We start from the raw sequence: 16409 nt of genomic DNA on the forward strand, positions 1-16409 counted from the left end.
ATCGCGATGCCTTCGCATCGCAATGCTCGCACCTCAGGATGACGGATTGAGAGTAAGGCGAAGCGCATGGACCTGATCGCCAGCCACATCACTCATCGCTTCGGCGACCTCGCCGTGCTCGACGACGTCTCGTTCACGGTCGGCGCCGGCGAGGTGGTGGCGATCGTGGGGCCCTCGGGCTGCGGCAAGAGCACGCTGCTGTCGATCCTGGGCGGGCTGCTGCAACCGACCTCCGGCGCGCCCGAGCTGCGCGGCGCGCCGCCGGCGGACAGTCTCAACCCGCTGACCTTCGTGTTCCAGGATTTTGCGCTGCTGCCCTGGGCCACCGTGGAAGAGAACGTCGAATTCCCGCTACTGCACACCCAGCTGTCAGCCACGCAGCGGCGCGCGCTGGTGGAAGACGCCCTGCGCCGCACCGGCCTGACCGATTTTCCCAAGACCTATCCAAAGCAGCTCTCCGGCGGCATGCGCCAGCGCGTCGGCATTTCGCGTGCGTTGGCCGTGAGGCCTGCCATCCTGCTGATGGACGAGCCGCTCTCGGCGTTGGATTCGCAGACCCGCGAACTCCTGATGGAGGATTTCGTCCGCCTGCTCGCCGATGGCGGCATGGGCGCGGTCTATGTCACCCACAATCTCGAAGAGGCGGCACGGCTGGCCGATCGCATCGTGGTGCTGTCGCGGCGGCCCGGCCGCATCCGCGAGGTCGTGACGGTGCCGATGACGCGCGCCGCGCGCGGCGAAGCGGTGGCGCGTGAAAAGCTGCTGGCGCTCCAGAACCAGATCTGGTCGCTGATCCGCAACGAGGCGATCGATGCCGAGCGCGAGGTCCAGCATGCTTGATCGTGCGCCGGCGGAAATGACCTCGAAGGACCGGGCGACGCGGCGGGTCCGCTTCCGCGGCGCCGGCTTCGTTCCCGCGAGCAGCCGGTTCGGCGGCTGGATCGCGCTCGCCCTCGTCATCGCGATCTGGCAGGCCGCCGGCAGTGCCGGCCTCGTCAATCCCCTTTTCCTGCCGGCACCGTCGGCGATCGCGCGCGCGATCTACCAGCTGGCGATCTCAGGTGCGCTCTGGCAGCATCTGTCGGCGTCGCTGCTGCGCATCGGCGTCGGCTGGTTGCTCGGCACCGCCGCTGGTATCGCCGTCGGCTTCGCCATCGGCCTGTCCAGGCTCGCGCGCAGCGTCGGCATCACCTTCATCTCGGCGCTGTTCCCGATCCCGAAGATCGCGCTGTTGCCGCTGCTCATCCTCTGGCTCGGCATCGGCGAAGAGCCGAAGATCGCGACGATTGCGTTAGGCGTGTTCTTCTCGACCGCGATCTCGGTCTATAGCGGCGTCGATGCGGTGCCGCGCAACCTGATCCGGATGGCGCAGAGTTTCAACGTTCCCTTTGCCACCATCGTGCGCAAAGTGATCTGGCCGGGCGCGCTGCCCGCCATCCTCGCCGGCTTCCGCATCACCGCCTCAGTTGCGCTGCTCCTCGTCGTCAGCGCCGAGATGATCGGCGCACAATACGGCATCGGCGCCTTCGTGCTCCAGGCCGGCAATCTGATGCAGACGGATCAACTGCTCGCAGGCGTGGTGATCCTGTCGGTGTTCGGGCTGGCGGTCGGGAAGGTGATCGGCTGGCTGGAGACGAGGTTGCTGCACTGGCGGTGAGGCATTTCTCCGCTGCCGTAGGGTGGGTTAGCCCTGCAGATGCGCGAAGCGCATCTGCTCGGCGTAACCCACCTCTTCTTTTTCCGCGTGTGCCGAACGAAGTTGGTGGATTACGCCTTCGGCTAATCCACCCTACGAGACCGTCACACGTTGCCGCGATCCTCGCGAAACAAATCCAGCTTCTGCTGCACCGGGCGATCCGAGAAGCTGAACAGCACCGCGTCATCGTCCGCCTCGTGGGTCACCCAGTGCCAGCTCGGCACCACGAACAAATCGCGCGGGCCCCATTCGAACACGGTGTCGCCGATGCGGCTGCGCCCTTTGCCTTCGATCGGACAAAACACCGTCGCGTCCGTCGCGCGATAACGCGCGGTCTTAAATCCCTTCGGCAGCAGCTGGATGAACGTGCCGATGGTCGGCATTGCGAAATCGCCGGTCTCGGGGTTGCTGAACTTCAGCTTCAGGCCATGGCAGGCGTCCCACTCCTGGCTCGTGCGGGCCTTCTCCAGGGCTTCGCGGGTGTAGGCATAGGGATAGCTGAAGATCGGCGAGGTCTTCGACGATCGCTTCACATCGACCGGGAGCAGATTGTGGCCGTAGCGGGCAAAGCTGTCGCCGGCGGGTTTGGTGATCTTCTGCTGGTCCTCTTTCGAGCCTTCCGCAAAGGAGCAGTCGAAGAACTGCACCAGTGGGATATCGAGGCCGTCGAGCCAGAACATCGGCTCATCGGTCTCATTGGAATGGTCGTGCCAGGTCATCGACGGCGTGATGATGAAGTCGCCGGGCTCCATCGCGGTGCGCTCGCCGTCGACGGCGGTGTGGGCGCCCTTGCCTTCGAGCACGAAACGCAGCGCCGACTGGCTGTGGCGGTGCGCAGGCGCGACGTCGCCGGGCACCACCATCTGCACGCCGGCATAGAGCGAGGTCGTGATCTTGGACTGGCCGCGCAGGCCGGGATTCTCCAGCACCAGCACGCGCCGCTCGGCTTCCTTGGCAGTAATCAGCTTGCCGGCTTCCGTCATGTAGTCGCGGATGACGTCGAACCTCCACAAATGCGGGCGGCAGGCGCTTCTCGGCTCCGGCGTGATCAGATCGCTCATCACCGTCCACAGCGCGGTGAGATTTTCACCGTCGATCTTCCGGTAGAACGCCTCGCGTTCCGGCGTCTTGGTCACGGCTTCCATGGTTGCTGCTCCCGATCGTTTTGTAGATTGACAGTATACTGACGATCTAGGTAGCGTCAACGCAGAGGGAACGTCATTCCGGGGCGGCTCGAAGAGCCGAACTATGGTGCGCACTTGCGCACCTGAGAATTTCGAGATTCCGGGTTCGATGCTGACGCATCGCCCGGCATGACGGGAAAAACCGAGAGGGAGGTCTCGATGAAGCTGCACGGCTATTTCCGTTCCAGTGCCGCCTATCGCGTGCGGATCGCGCTGAATCTCAAGGGCCTCGGGGCCGAGCATTTGCCGCATCATCTACGCAAGGGTGAGCAATGCGCCCCCGCCTATCTCGCCATCAATCCGCAAGGCTTGGTGCCGGCGCTGGAGAACGATGGGGGTATAGTACTGACCCAATCGGTCGCCATCATCGAATGGCTCGACGAAACCCACCCCCATCCGCCGCTGTTGCCGAAGGACCCTCTGCGCCGCGCCAAGGTGCGCGCCTTCGCGCTGGCGATCGCGTGTGACACCCATCCGGTGCAGAACCTGAAGGTGCTGGCGCGGCTGCGCGAGCTCGGCCTTGCCGAAGAGAAGGTCCAGGACTGGGCGGCGTGGGTCAACCGGGAGGGACTGTCAGCCTGCGAGACGCTGATCAGGGACGAGCCGGGGCCGTTCTGCTTCGGCGATGCGCCGACGCTCGCCGATCTCTGTCTGGTGCCGCAGCTCGCCAACGCGCGCCGCTTCGGCGTCGATGTCTCGGCCTATCCGCGCCTCCTGCAGGCGGAGGCCGCCGCCAAGGCGCTGCCCGCTTTCGCCGATGCCGCGCCGGAGAAGCAGCCCGATGCCGAGTAAGCCGCTGCCTCCGATCACGATGGACGTGGTCTATGCCGCGCCGGGCTATCTGTTCCGGCGCATGCAGCAGATCGCTGTCTCGATCTTCATGGAGGAGTGCAAGGCGTTCGATCTGACGCCGGTGCAATATGCGGCGCTGATCGCGATCCACACCCATCCCGGCATCGACGCGACGCGGCTCTCGGCCGTGATCGCCTTCGATCGCTCCACGCTCGGTAGCGTGATCGAACGGCTCCAGGCCAAGGACTATATCGAGCGCAAGCCGGCGCGCGAGGACAAGCGGATCAAGCTGCTCCATTTGACCAAATCCGGCGCCGCGATCCTGCGCGAGATCATCCCCGCCGTCGAGCGGGCCCAGTCGCGCATGCTGGAGCCGCTCAAGCCGGCTGACCGCAAGGCGCTGCTGGGACTGCTGGTGCAGCTCGTCGATCTCAACAACGAGGCTTCACGCGTGCCGCTGCGGGCTGAGGACGCGCTGGAGCATCTGGGGAAGGGCGGGTGAGGGCAGGGGTGTGTGGGGCGATGCGGCCGCCTCATTCTCCGCCGTCGTCCCGGACAAGCGAAGCGCCGATCCGGGACCCATACGCCGCAGCAGCAATTTGGCGAAGACAGGCAATGACCACCTCGCACAACAAGACCTGCTGCGGCGTATGGGTCCCAGCCCCCGTGCGCAATTGCGCACTAGGCCGGGACGACACCTAATATGTAGCGCCTCACATCCGCAGCAACGCCTGCCGGTCGATCTTCCCCGTTCCCGTCTTCGGCAGCTCGTCGATGAAAATCACCTCGCGCGGATATTTGTACGGCAGCAGCTTGCCCTTGACGTAGTCCTGGAGCCGCCGCGTCGTCTCGCTCTGGTCGGCGGCGCGATTGTTCATCACCACCACCGCTTTCAGCGTCATGCGCCGGTCCGGCAGCTCGGCGGCGAACACGGCGCATTCGCGGATGTCGGGGTGATCGGCGAGGCATAGCTCGACCTCGAGCGGATAGACCCATTGGCCGGAGATTTTGATGAGATCGTCGGCGCGGCCGCGGAAGAAGTGGAAGCCATCGACATCGCGCACGAAGCGGTCGCCGGTGTAGATCCAGCCGCCCTCGCGGATGGTCTCGGCGGACTTGTCAGGCCGGTTCCAGTACAGCGGCGTGTTGGAATCGCCCCGCACCCACAGAATGCCTTCCTCGCCATCGGCGACGTCGCGGCCGTCCTTGTCGCGCAGTGCGACCTCGTAGCCGGGCACGCGCAGGCCGGCGGCGCCGAGCTTCTTCTGCTCGGGGCGGTTGGAGAGATAGATGTGCAGCACCTCGGTCGAGCCGAGGCCTTCGACGATTTCGAGGCCCGTGAGGGTCTTCCAGCCGTTGAAGACCTCAGCCGAGAGCACCTCGGCCGCGGAGAGCGACATGCGCAGTGACGAGAAGTTCGTCTTCTCCGCGCCCTCGGCCTTGGTCAGCGAGGTGTAGAGCGTCGGCAGGCCGAAGAAGACCGTCGGCTTGTACTGCTCGATCGCCGCAAAGATCGCTGCGGGCTTCGGCTGGCCCGGCAGCAGCAGCGTTGCCGCGCCCGCCGAGAACGGGAAGGTGATGGAGTTGCCGAAACCGTAGGCGAAGAAGATTTTCGGCACCGAGAAGCAGATGTCGTCAGGCGTCAGCTTCAACACGCTCTGCGCAAAGGCGGCCTCGCTATAGGCCATGTCGTGCTGGAGATGCACGATGCCCTTGGGCCGGCCGGTGGAGCCGGAGGAATACATCCAGAACGCCATCTCGTCGCGATGCGTCGGGGTCTCCGCCAATTCCGTTGGAAATTGTTGAAGCCAGCTTGCCGCTGCGAATGCCGCAGGCGCGGCATGATCGCCGACCTCGCCATTGACGACGATCAGCGCGCGCAGGCAGGTCGCCTTGCACGCCTCCGCATTGAAGCGTGTGCAGAACTCGGCATCCGCGACCGCAACATTGGCGCCGGAATCGGCGAGATAGAATTGCAGGAGATCCGGCGGCGTCAGCGTGTTGATCAGGAGCGGCACGAAGCCGGCGCGCACCGCGCCGAAGAACGCGGCGGGGTAGGTCGGGGTGTCGTCGAGGAACAACAGCACGCGGTCGCCGCGCTCGAGGCCGAGCGAGGCAAAACCGTTGCCCCAGCGGCAAGCCTCCGCGCAGAGCTCGGCATAACTGCGCGTCCCCGCCGGACCGATGAGGGCGACCTTGTCGCCGCCGCCCTTGTCGAGATTGTCGAACAGCACGCGGCTGGCGTTATAGGTTTGCGGAACGGCAAAGCCGATCTCGCGAGCGCCCGGGCTGTCTGCCGGCACCTGGTCGCGAATCGCCTCGCTCATGCCGCATCTCCGCCGTTCTTGGCGGCCTCGTAGCGCGTCATGAAGGCCGGGGACATTGCCCGCAGCCGGGAATCGTCGATGCGGCCGGACCGGGTGATGTAGCTGTAGGCGAAATCCAGCACGGGAAGCTGCATGTGCTCGGCGAAGTGCTCGTACCAGAACGCACTGGTGCGCGCGGCGTTGACGAGCTTTTGCACGATCGGCTTGCGCGCGGCCTGGTAGCGATGCAGCGCGGTCGAAAGATGTGCGTCCGACTCCAGCGCCCTGACCAGCGCGATGGCGTCCTCGATCGCGAGCCGCGTGCCCGAGCCGATCGAGAAATGCGCCGAATGCAGGGCGTCACCGATCAGCACCATGTTCTTGAACGACCAGTGCTCGTTCCAGACCCAGGGAAAGTTGCGCCAGACCGATTTGTTGGAGACAAGGCAGTGGCCGCCGAGTGTGTCCGCAAAGACCTCCTCGCAGACACCTTTGGACTGCTCGACGTCCTTGTAGGCGAAGCCGTAGGCCTGCCATGTCGCGTGATCGCATTCGACCAGGAAGGTGCTCATGGCCGGCGAGTAGCGGTAGTGATGGGCGTTGAAAGCGCCGCGGTCGGTTCTTACGAAGGTCTGCGACAGCGTGTCGAAGCGCTTCGAGGTGCCGTACCAGACGAACTTGTTGGAGGAGTAGGACAGCGAGGTGCCGAAATCGCCTTCGAAGGCGCGTCGCACCAGCGAGTTCAGCCCGTCGGCGGCGACGATCAGATCGTGGCCGTTGAGCTGGTCGATCGCGTGGATCTGGGTGTCGAAGCGCGGGGTGACGCCGGCATCGAGCGCACGCTGCTGCAGGAACTTGAGGAGCTCGAGCCGTCCGATCGAGGAGAAGCCGACCCCGTCGATGGCGACGCTGTCGCCGCCGAGGTTCAGCGTGATGTTCTCCCAGCTCTCCATATGCGGCGCGATCGCGTCGACCGTCTCAGGGTCGTCGGCGCGCAGGAATTCCAGGGCTTGGTCCGAGAACACGACGCCAAAGCCCCAGGTCGCGTCGGCCGGGTTCTGTTCGAACAGGTCGACCTGATCCTCGGGGTGGCGCTTCTTCCAGAGATAGGCGAAGTAGAGCCCACCGGGCCCCCCGCCAATCACGGCGATCCGCAACGTCTGCCTCCCTAATTGACAGTATACTTACTATCTAGGGCTAGACTAATGTGCTCCGACGTCCGGCGCCAGCGGAATTATTGGCAAAGCGCGGGCGCGCCGAAGCTCATCTTCGGACGCACGTTTTGCGTGCATCCGAAACCGTCAGGTCCGAATCATAGCCAAACCGCGCCGGCTTGGCTATTCGCGCGTCAGACGCAGCGCTTCACGTAGACCCCGTTTACCAGCACCCTGGTGCAGCGGACGGCGGGAACCGGCTTGCGGACCACGACGGCGGCGTTCGGCCCGGCGCAGCCGGCGCGATACACGCCGCGCGCGCACACCACCGCATTGGCGTCGGTCGCCTCGACGGTCATGGTCGCCGCAAAGGCGAGGAGTGCAGAAGCGACGAGCAGCAATGAACGCATGTAGTTCTCCCGGCTTGTCATGATCGAAATCGGATCTTTGCAAATATTTGTCGTCGCAGACGTGTGGGAATTCATTCCGGCACGCCGCCAATCATCGTCTCGCCTCGCTGCGCCTTGTTGCGCGTCTTTGCGCCCGATCGCGCGCTACTTCATCGCGCCGCGAACGGGGCAAGCACTTCCTTGCACGCCGGCGACAGCGAGGCGGCATTGCTGGAGATGCACTGCACGATGCGGCCGCCGCCGGGTGCGACGCCGGCGCAGAGCGTGCGGACGTCGGCGCCGCACGCCGACCTCACGATGAACAGCTCTTCGCGCGGCCGCAGTGGGCGCAAGACGATTGCGGCTGGTGCCGCCGCCGGCGTGGCCGCCGCGGGAGCCGAGCCCGCGGGCGCTGCCGTTGCCGCTGCGCCGCCACCACCGGCCGCGGCGGTCACGGCTTTCTCGCAAGCGGGCGAGACCCTGGCCTTGTTCTTCTCAAGGCATTCGAGTGCGGGGGCGCCGCCCGGCGGCACGCTGGCGCACACCTTTGGATAATCGGCGCGGCACGCGCTCTTGACGGCCGCAACCTGTGCGCTGCTCGGTTGCTTGGCGGCAGCAGCCTTCGGCGCCGGTGCGGCGGCCGGCTTTGCAGCGGGGGCGGAGTCAGCCTTTGGCGCGGCAGGCGCTGCCTCAGTCTTGGGGGCGGCCTCGGACTTCGGCGCGGCGGGCGCCGCTTCGGTCTTCGCGGGTTCGACGGCGCGAACCGCGGTCTGGCATCCCGGTGACAGGCTGGACATGTTCTTTGCCAGGCATTGAACCGCTTCCACGCCGCCTGGCGTCACGCTCGAGCAGTGTGCTATGAAATCTGAGCGGCATGCGGAGCGGATGGCGCTCTTCTGCGCCTCCGTCGGCGCTTGCGCGACCGCCCCTGTTGCAGTTGCGAATAACGCTGCCGCGAGCAACGCCTTGCGCGTTGAAGCATGTTTCAACGTGTTGAACATCTGAGTGATTTCCTGCCCTATCGGCAACGCGCCGATTCTTAAAATGTGATGCAATCGCAATCGTGGCGAGTGACGCCTCGCAGGCAGCATCATTCGCCGCTTTGACGTCACCCGCAAGTCAATTATGCCGGCGCCGCAACTGCGTCGTCAGAGCTTGACCATGCGCTTGCCGCGGTTCTCGCCCGCGAGCAGTCCGATCAGTGCCTTCGGCGTATTCTCGAGCCCATCAATGATGTCCTCCTGCACCTTCAACTTGCCGGATTTGACCCAGCCCTGGAGGTCGGCGAGCGCGCGCGGGCTCTCTTTCATGTAGTCCATCACGATGAAGCCCTGCATGACGAGCCGCTTCACCACGATCAGGCCGGGCACGCCGCGCGGGCCGTGCGCTGACGGCGCGCCGTCATATTGCGAGATCGCGCCGCAGCAGGCGATACGGCCGTAATTGTTCATTTGCGGCAGGCATGCTTCCAGAATGTCGCCGCCGACATTGTCGAAATAGACGTCGATGCCCTTCGGGGCCGCCGCGCGCAACGCCTTGAACACGGCGCCGTCCTTGTAGTCCACGGCCGCATCGAAGCCGAGCTCGGAGGTCAGCCAGTTGCACTTATCAGTGCCGCCGGCGATGCCGATCACGCGGCATCCTTTGATCTTGGCGATCTGGCCGACGATCGAGCCGACCGAGCCTGCGGCCGCGGAGACCACGACGGTCTCGCCCTCTCTGGGCTTGCCGATCTCCAGCAGGCCGAAATAGGCGGTGAGGCCGGCGATGCCGAACACGCTGAGCAGGTGCGTCATCGGCTCGAGCTTCGGCATTTTGGTGAGATGCTTGGCCGGCACCGCCGCAAACTCCTGCCAGCCGGTGTCGCCAAACACGATGTCACCAGGCGCAAGGCCCGGCGCCTTCGAGCTGACGACCTCGGCGATGGCGCCGCCGGCCATCACGCTGTTGGCTTCGACGGCCGAGCGATAGGTCGCGCCATGCATCCAGGCGCGGTTGGCGGCGTCGAGCGAGATGTATCGCACGCGCAGCAAGGCTTCGCCGTCCTTCGGCTCCGGTAGTGCGCTCTCCATCATCTTGAAATGCTCGGGGCCGAGCTTGCCGCTGGGCTTTTCCACCAGAAGAATCTGGCGATTGATGCTGCCGCTCATGGCATTCCCCTCTTCGATTGTTTGGCAATTATTGATGCAGCCGCAGCCAGGAAAACGTGCAGGCCGCCTTTGTTGTGCGCTGCATGAAGGCTAGATCGCCGCGCTCCATTTCACAACGGGAACATCCGGCCAACGCGATCACACGCAAAGCGTGTTGCGTCGCTGTGATATCTGCGACATCATGAAGCGCCGGTGTACGTGGGGGTTCGCGATGTCCAACAGGTTCACGCAATACATTCTGGCCGCGATGGTGCTGGGCATCGTCATGGGGGCAGCGATCTACAGCTTCCTGCCCGACACGCGCGCTGAGTGGGCCTCGTCCATCAACCTGATCGCGATGATGTTCCTGCGCCTGATCAAGATGATCATCGCGCCGCTGGTGTTCGCGACCCTGGTCGGCGGCATCGCGCATATGGGCAGCGGCTCGCGGCTCGGGCGCATCTTCGCCAAGACCATGGGCTGGTTCGTCAGCGCCTCCTTCGTGTCGCTGCTGCTCGGGCTCGTGATGGTCAATCTGCTCCAGCCCGGCGCGAACTTCCCGGGCACGCTGCCCACGGCGGGGCAATCGACCGGCCTGCCGGTCTCGGCCTTCTCGATCGAGAAATTCCTCACCCATCTGATCCCGACCTCGATCGCGGACGCGATGGCGCAGAACGAGATCCTGCAGATCGTGATCTTCGCCGTGTTCTTCTCGGTGGCGATGGGCTCGATGCCTGAGCGCTCCAAGCCGATCCTGGCCATGATCGACGACGTCGCCCACATCATGCTCAAGGTGACGAGCTATGTGATGCTGTTCGCGCCGCTCGCGGTGTGGGCTGCCATCACCGCCACCGTCGCCAAGAACGGTCTCGGCGTGCTCTGGAAGCTCGTCGTCTTCATGGGCGGCTTCTACCTCGCGCTCGCGATCCTGTGGGTTATTCTGGTGGTCGTCGGCTTCATCGTGATCGGGCCGCGCTACAGCCATCTCCTGCGGCTCATCCGGGAGCCGCTGATGATCGCGTTCTCGACGGCGAGCTCGGAGGCGGCCTATCCGAAGACGCTGGAGGGGCTGACGAAGTTTGGCGCCTCGTCGCGGATCTCGAGCTTCGTGCTGCCGCTCGGCTACTCCTTCAACCTCGACGGCACGATGATGTATTGCACCTTCGCCAGCATCTTCATCGCGCAGACCTATCACATCGAGATGTCGCTCGCGACGCAGCTCGCGATGCTCGCGACCCTGATGATCACCTCCAAGGGCGTCGCCGGCGTGCCGCGCGCCTCTCTCGTCGTGATCGCCTCGACGCTGTCGCAGTTCGGCATCCCCGAGGCGGGCCTGCTGATGATTATGGGCATCGACACCTTCCTCGACATGGGACGCAGCGCCACCAACGTGATCGGCAACTCGCTCGCGACCGCCGTGGTTGCGAAGTGGGAGGGCGAGCTTGGGCCCGAGCACGAACTCGGACCCGGCGAAGCGCCGACGCCGGACATGGTGCCGGGCGAGATGCCCGCGATGGCCGGCCATTGACGGAGGTGCATCATGCGCCTTTCTGCGGCGATATCGGGCGGCCTGTTGCTGGCAGCGTGTCTGCTGGCAACCGGCGCTTCCGCTCAGACCGCCAGCGAAGGGCTTAGCCCGACGCTATCGGCCATCAAGAGCAGGCACAATGTGCGGCTCGGCTACCGCGAGAGCTCGCCGCCGTTCTCCTTCCTCGACCAGTCGGGGCGCCCTATCGGCTACAGCCTCGAGCTCTGCGAGGCCATCGTCGAGGAGATCGGCATCGAGGTCGACGATCCCAATCTGAAGATCGACTACGTCAAGGTCACCTCGGACGACCGCATCGACGCCGTGCTCCAGAACAAGATCGATCTCGAATGCGGCTCGACCACGGCCAATGCCGAGCGCGGCAAGCGCGTCGCGTTCTCGCCGCTGATGTTCGTCGCCGGTACCAAGCTGATGGTGCCGAAGGCCTCGAACGTCAGGGCGGTCACCGATCTCAAGGGCAAGACCGTGGTGGTGACAAAGGGCACCACCAACGAGCAGGCGATGCATGCGGCCGACAAGAAGTTCTCGCTCGGCTTGAACATCGTGACGTCTCCGGACCACGAGCAGTCGTACCAGATGCTCGCCGACGGCAAGGCTGACGCGTTCGCGACCGACGACATCCTGCTCTCCGGCCTGATCGCGCGCCACAAGTCGCAGGACAAGTTCCGCGTCACCGGCGATTACCTGTCCTACGATCCCTACGGCATCATGTTCCGCAAGGGCGAGCCGCAGCTGACGGCCGTGGTCGACCGCACCTTCCGCAAGCTCGGCTCCAATCAGGATCTCATCCCACTCTACAACAAATGGTTCATCGCACGGCTTCCGACTGGTGAACGCCTGAACGTGCCGATCTCCCTGCAGTTGGAGGAAGCGTTCAAGTCGATGGACGATTCCGCGAGCGCGAATAATTAGCGGCGGTCGCCTCTTTCCCCGTCATCCTGAGGTGCGCGCTCGGCGGTGCAAGCGCACCGCCGAGCAAGCCTCGAAGGATGAACGGCCGAGCTGCCAGGCGGGCCGTCGTCCTTCGAGGGCCGCTGAAGAAGCGGCCACCTCAGGATGACGGCGATAGGTCATCGCTCGTGGCGAACTTCGTCGAACACCCGATCCAGCGCGGCGTCATACGTTGTCTGCACCAGCTCCGGATGCAGTTTCGCCAGCGCCTCCATCATCACGCCGGAATTGATTTCGAGCACGCGCCACGCGCCGTCCACACGCACAACGTCGATCGACGCGAAGACGATGCCGATCGCATTCGCGGCATCGATGGACAGCTGCACGCAGGCCGCACGGTCCTCGCCATCCTCCAGCAAAACCGGCTTTGCGCCGGCATCGAGATTGTGCCGCCAATCCGAGCCACGCTGCTTGCTGTAGACAACGAGGGGCATATCATCGAGCAGCACCACGCGGACCTCCTCCTCGATCGCGACATAGGGCGAGAGCACGAGCCCTGTGCTCATCGAAAAGACCTCGCCAACCGCATGGTCGAGTTGCGCCTCCGTGGTCACCCTGAACACAGATCGCCCCGATGTCCCCTCGTTCGGCTTCACAACCAGGCCTTGCGGATGGTCGTGAAGCAGCACGCGCATCGCCTCTCGCCAGGCGGCGCCAACGACATTCGCGCCAAGCTTCGGGTTGAGGAAGAGGTGATGGGCAATGCAGGGCACGTCCGACATCGCCAGTGCCTCGGCGGTCGCCGATTTATCGTTGGCGAGGCGGTGGGCGATGGCGCTGTTGAGACCGATGTCGTAGCCGAAGGCGAAGCGGCGCCTCTCGCCCCGGTGCATCGCGATCAGCCAACCGCCGGGGCGGACATCGACCGTGATGCCATGGTCCGCGCAATAGCGCCTGATCGCCTGGACGAAGATCCGCTCGCCGCCTGCCATGTGATTGCCGTCGTTCCTGTCGCCAAAAGCCGCAAAAATGCGGGAAATCGCGCCAAACCGGGGTGAAGATCAGAACTATTCTTAATGAAATTCTCGCGAGCGCGGCGGAAATTAAGTGCTGCTATCGAGGCCTCAAGGGAAAAGAAATTGCCCGCCGCGCGCGCCCGGCAGTAAATTCATTAATGATGCGCCCAATTCCGTCCGAATGCAGGTTTGCTCCGCGTCAATTGCATCCGAAACGAGGTTGATTATTGGCCTCAATGGCGTAGATCACACACGCGAAATCCTCCGCCATGGCAAATGGTGTCCGCCCCACCGTCAGGGGCCGGGTAACGCTTTTGCCCGAAAACCGCAAATATTCGGAATATCGAAAATCATGAGCGCGTTTTACCGAGAGAAGGTTCTTTCCGTCCACCACTGGACCGACACGCTGTTCAGCTTCCGCGCCACGCGCGACACCGGCTTCCGCTTCCAGAACGGCCAGTTCGCCATGATCGGCCTCGAGGTCGACGGCCGTCCCCTGCTGCGCGCCTACAGCATGGCGAGCGCCAATCACGAGGAACAGCTCGAGTTCTTCTCGATCAAGGTTCAGGACGGTCCGCTGACCTCGCGCCTCCAGAAGATCAAGGAAGGCGACATCATCCTGGTCGGCCGCAAGGCGACCGGCACGCTGATCACCGACAATCTCATCCCCGGCAAGCGGCTGATGCTGCTCTCGACCGGCACCGGTCTTGCGCCGTTCGCGAGCCTGATCAAGGACCCCGAGGTCTACGACCAGTTCGAGTCGATCGTGCTGGTGCATGGCTGCCGCCAAGTCTCCGAGCTCGCCTATGGCGAGAAGCTCGTCGCGAACCTGCGCGAGGACGAGCTGTTCGGAGAGCTGCTCGCGGACAAGCTCATCTACTATCCGACCGTGACCCGCGAGCCGTTCAAGAACCGCGGCCGCATCACCGACCTCATCAGCTCCGAGCAGATCTTCAACGACATCGGTCAGGGCCCGCTCGACATTGCCACCGACCGCATCATGATGTGCGGCAGCCCGGCGATGCTCGAAGAGCTGAAGCTGATGTTCGAAGGCCGTGACTTCGTCGAGGGCAGCGGCAACAAGCCCGGCCATTTCGTGATCGAGAAGGCGTTCGTCGAGCGGTAAGCGCCGCTCGCCGCCACCAATTCAGCTGTCGTCCTGGACAAGCGCGCGCAGATCCGGGACCCATAGCCACAGTCCGTGGTTACGCGACGACTCGGAGTGACAGCTCCTCCAAGCCAGAAAATTTCGTGGTTATGGATCCCGGGTCTGCGCTTACGCTTGCCCGGGATGACAGCTAATCTCGTGGAATCCGACGTGGCGCCCCACTGGTGGGCAGCCTGTTGCGGTCTGGCCCGCCGTCCCTTCCTCCCCACCCTTCTGCTGCACCGCAAAACCCGTCTACCGGGCTGATTGATTTGCCTCGCCCGAATTCGCTAGCCTGAAACAAGCGCCGCGTCATATCCGTATGACAGGCGAGGGCGTATCGTGCCGCCTCATGCTGGCGGGAGGATGGGATCGTGGCCGACAACAACAAAACACAGGAATCGCCCAAACGCCTGCCGCTGGCGGAAGAGGGGATCATGGAAACCCTGCTGCTTCCGTTCTCGCCGCGCTTCATTGTGCTGACGATCTGCGCGGTCGTCACTGCGCTCCTCATCGGCATCGGCCTCGCGGATCGCAAGATCTTCGACATCCTGCTGATCCCGATCCTGATCTTCGGCGCGCTGACGCTGCTCGGCGTCCGCGATCTCCTCCAGAAGAGCCACGCGGTGCTGCGCAACTATCCGATCTCGGCGCATATCCGCTTCCTGCTCGAAGAGATCCGCCCCGAGATGCGGCAATATTTCTTCGAGAGCGAGAAGGACGGCATGCCGTTTTCGCGCGACACCCGCTCGTTGGTCTATCAGCGCGCCAAGATGGAGCTCGACAAGCGCCCGTTCGGCACCCAGGAGGATGTCTATCGCGAAGGCTACGAGTGGATGCATCACTCGGTCTCGCCGAAGGCGCATGCCACGGAAAAATTCCGTGTCGTCATCGGTGGGCCGGATTGCGCAAAACCCTATTCGGCCTCCGTGTTCAACATCTCCGCGATGAGCTTTGGCGCGCTCAGCCCCAACGCCGTGCGGGCGCTCAATGCCGGCGCGAAGAAGGGCGGGTTCGCCCACGACACCGGCGAGGGCGGCGTCAGCCCCTATCACCGCGAGATGGGCGGCGACATCATCTGGGAGATCGGTTCTGGCTATTTCGGCTGCCGTCATCTCGACGGCACCTTCGATCCGGAGGCGTTTGCACGCGTCGCCGGCGAAGAGCAGATCAAGATGGTCGAGCTCAAGGTCAGCCAGGGCGCCAAGCCGGGCCATGGCGGCGTGCTGCCGGCCGCAAAGGTCTCGGAAGAGATTTCCAAGATCCGCGGCGTCTCGATGGGCGAGGATTGCATCTCGCCGGCATCGCACCGCGCCTTCTCGACGCCAACAGGCATGATGCAGTTCATCGCCGAGATGCGCCGCCTGTCCGGCGGCAAGCCCGCCGGTTTCAAGCTGTGCATCGGCCATCCCTGGGAATTCCTGGCGATCTGCAAGGCCATGCTGGAGACCGGCATCTATCCCGATTTCATCGTCGTCGACGGCAATGAGGGCGGCACCGGGGCCGCGCCCCTGGAATTCATGGACCATCTGGGCGTGCCGATGCGCGAGGGCGTCAACTTCGTCCACAACGCGCTGGTCGGCATCAACGCGCGCGATCGCATCAAGATCGGCGCCTCCGGCAAGATCGCCACCGCTTTCGACATGGCGCGGGCGATGGCGATCGGCGCCGACTATTGCAACTCGGCGCGCGGCTTCATGTTCTCGCTCGGCTGCATCCAGTCGCTGAGCTGCCACACCGACCGTTGCCCGACCGGCGTCGCGACGCAGGACCCGACGCGTGCGCGCGCGCTCTACGTGCCGCTCAAGATCGACCGCGTGCACAATTACCACCATGCGACGCTGCACTCGCTGACCGAGCTGATCGCCGCCGCCGGCCTCGAACATCCGCAGCAGCTGCGCCCGATTCATTTCACCCAGCGTACCTCGACCACCGATGTGAGATCCTTCGCGCAGCTCTATCCGGCGCTGCGCCCGGGCGAGCTGCTCGAGGGTACGGAAGATCCGCGCTTCCGCGACGCCTGGCGGATGGCGCGCGCCGAGACGTTCCAGCCCGCGCTGTAGACGCGGCGCCGACCGTGGCGACAGCGGTCGGCGTCCAGCGTAAATTCATCGCGAGCGAGGTTGGTGCTTAAGGTTTAGTTCAACTTTGGGTATAGA

The 16409-nt window shown here is 64.4% G+C and carries 15 protein-coding genes; 8 read left to right on the forward strand and 7 right to left on the reverse strand.

Annotated elements, in window-relative coordinates:
• The first annotated feature begins 66 nt into the window (after positions 1-66).
• Both NLM27_RS35505 and NLM27_RS35510 read left to right on the forward strand, forming a co-directional pair.
• On the forward strand, positions 67-840 hold the full coding sequence (locus NLM27_RS35505; RefSeq protein ID WP_254147690.1) for an ABC transporter ATP-binding protein: 774 nt from the start codon (positions 67-69) through the stop codon (positions 838-840).
• Positions 833-1657, forward strand: coding sequence for an ABC transporter permease (locus NLM27_RS35510; protein WP_254147691.1), 825 nt, complete (start codon positions 833-835; stop codon positions 1655-1657). The genes NLM27_RS35505 and NLM27_RS35510 overlap by 8 nt, the downstream gene beginning before the upstream one ends.
• 143 nt (positions 1658-1800) lie before the next feature.
• Here NLM27_RS35510 and gtdA read toward each other — a convergent pair whose 3' ends face one another.
• Positions 1801-2841 carry a gentisate 1,2-dioxygenase gene (gene gtdA, locus NLM27_RS35515; protein ID WP_254147692.1) on the reverse strand — a complete coding sequence of 347 codons (1041 nt, stop codon included), beginning with the start codon at positions 2839-2841 and terminating at the stop codon, positions 1801-1803.
• Between the two features lie 198 nt (positions 2842-3039).
• On the opposite strand from gtdA, the gene maiA reads away from it, so the two are divergent.
• Both maiA and NLM27_RS35525 read left to right on the forward strand, forming a co-directional pair.
• On the forward strand, positions 3040-3672 hold the full coding sequence (gene maiA / locus NLM27_RS35520) for a maleylacetoacetate isomerase (protein ID WP_254147693.1): 633 nt from the start codon (positions 3040-3042) through the stop codon (positions 3670-3672).
• Positions 3662-4174, forward strand: coding sequence for a MarR family winged helix-turn-helix transcriptional regulator (locus NLM27_RS35525; RefSeq protein WP_254147694.1), 513 nt, complete (start codon positions 3662-3664; stop codon positions 4172-4174). The genes maiA and NLM27_RS35525 overlap by 11 nt, the downstream gene beginning before the upstream one ends.
• Positions 4175-4385: 211 nt before the next feature.
• On the opposite strand, the gene NLM27_RS35530 is transcribed toward NLM27_RS35525, so the two are convergent.
• The 5 genes from NLM27_RS35530 to NLM27_RS35550 all read right to left on the reverse strand — a co-directional run bounded on the left by NLM27_RS35530 (position 4386) and on the right by NLM27_RS35550 (position 9671).
• Positions 4386-5999, reverse strand: coding sequence for a benzoate-CoA ligase family protein (locus NLM27_RS35530; RefSeq protein WP_254147695.1), 1614 nt, complete (start codon positions 5997-5999; stop codon positions 4386-4388).
• Positions 5996-7135: an FAD-dependent monooxygenase gene (locus tag NLM27_RS35535; protein WP_254147696.1), complete on the reverse strand. Its 1140-nt coding sequence runs from the start codon at positions 7133-7135 to the stop codon at positions 5996-5998. Before NLM27_RS35535 ends, NLM27_RS35530 begins: the two co-directional genes overlap by 4 nt.
• A 191-nt stretch (positions 7136-7326) precedes the next feature.
• Entirely contained in the window at positions 7327-7542 is a 216-nt protein-coding gene (locus NLM27_RS35540) for a hypothetical protein (RefSeq protein WP_254147697.1), read from the reverse strand.
• 149 nt (positions 7543-7691) lie between these two features.
• Positions 7692-8522 carry a cysteine rich repeat-containing protein gene (locus NLM27_RS35545; RefSeq protein ID WP_254147698.1) on the reverse strand — a complete coding sequence of 277 codons (831 nt, stop codon included), beginning with the start codon at positions 8520-8522 and terminating at the stop codon, positions 7692-7694.
• 147 nt (positions 8523-8669) lie between these two features.
• Positions 8670-9671, reverse strand: coding sequence for an NADP-dependent oxidoreductase (locus NLM27_RS35550; protein WP_254147699.1), 1002 nt, complete (start codon positions 9669-9671; stop codon positions 8670-8672).
• 211 nt (positions 9672-9882) lie between these two features.
• Here NLM27_RS35550 and NLM27_RS35555 point away from each other — a divergent pair, with 211 nt between their 5' ends.
• Together NLM27_RS35555 and NLM27_RS35560 are read left to right on the forward strand one after the other, a co-directional pair.
• Complete coding sequence (locus NLM27_RS35555; protein WP_254147700.1) at positions 9883-11178, forward strand: dicarboxylate/amino acid:cation symporter; 1296 nt, start codon at positions 9883-9885, stop codon at positions 11176-11178.
• A gap of 12 nt (positions 11179-11190) precedes the next feature.
• Positions 11191-12108, forward strand: coding sequence for an amino acid ABC transporter substrate-binding protein (locus tag NLM27_RS35560; RefSeq protein ID WP_254147701.1), 918 nt, complete (start codon positions 11191-11193; stop codon positions 12106-12108).
• A 158-nt stretch (positions 12109-12266) separates the two neighbouring features.
• Here NLM27_RS35560 and NLM27_RS35565 read toward each other — a convergent pair whose 3' ends face one another.
• Complete coding sequence (locus tag NLM27_RS35565; protein ID WP_254147702.1) at positions 12267-13079, reverse strand: RimK family alpha-L-glutamate ligase; 813 nt, start codon at positions 13077-13079, stop codon at positions 12267-12269.
• Between the two features lie 376 nt (positions 13080-13455).
• On the opposite strand from NLM27_RS35565, the gene NLM27_RS35570 reads away from it, so the two are divergent.
• Together NLM27_RS35570 and NLM27_RS35575 are read left to right on the forward strand one after the other, a co-directional pair.
• Positions 13456-14229, forward strand: a complete 774-nt coding sequence (locus tag NLM27_RS35570) for a ferredoxin--NADP reductase (protein WP_254147703.1) — start codon at positions 13456-13458, stop codon at positions 14227-14229.
• Positions 14230-14624: 395 nt separating this feature from the next.
• Entirely contained in the window at positions 14625-16313 is a 1689-nt protein-coding gene (locus tag NLM27_RS35575) for an FMN-binding glutamate synthase family protein (protein WP_375142297.1), read from the forward strand.
• Positions 16314-16409 lie beyond the last annotated feature (96 nt).

This window comes from Bradyrhizobium sp. CCGB12, from assembly GCF_024199845.1.
Lineage (GTDB): Bacteria > Pseudomonadota > Alphaproteobacteria > Rhizobiales > Xanthobacteraceae > Bradyrhizobium.